Annotated in this window: 1 protein-coding gene; it reads left to right on the top strand. The window is 64.5% G+C overall.

Annotated elements, in window-relative coordinates; translation table 11 throughout:
• Positions 1-48: 48 nt before the first annotated feature.
• The coding region (locus tag AC5RTB_RS16600; RefSeq protein ID WP_494062146.1) for an FG-GAP repeat domain-containing protein at positions 49-301 on the top strand (253 nt) is incomplete at its 3' end.

Below are 301 nucleotides of genomic sequence, written 5' to 3'. Positions count from 1 at the left end.
GCCGGCGGGTGGCTGACCAGGACGCAGGCCGGTTCGGGGTGGAATACGATGACCAGCATCGTCGGTCCGGGTGACTTCAACGGTGACGGCAAGGTCGATGTTCTGGCTCGGGATTCTTCGGGCAGGCTGTGGCTGTATCCGGGTAACGGCGACGGCGGGTGGCTGACCAGGACGCAGGCCGGTTCGGGGTGGAATACGATGACCAGCATCGTCGGTCCGGGTGACTTCAACGGTGACGGCAAGGTCGATGTTCTGGCTCGGGATTCTTCGGGCAGGCTGTGGCTGTATCCGGGTAACGGCG

The sequence above is a fragment of the Arthrobacter sp. M71 S08 genome (assembly GCF_059089725.1).
Note: the sequence above shows the minus strand (reverse complement) of the source record. Positions and strands in the feature narration are given on the sequence as shown.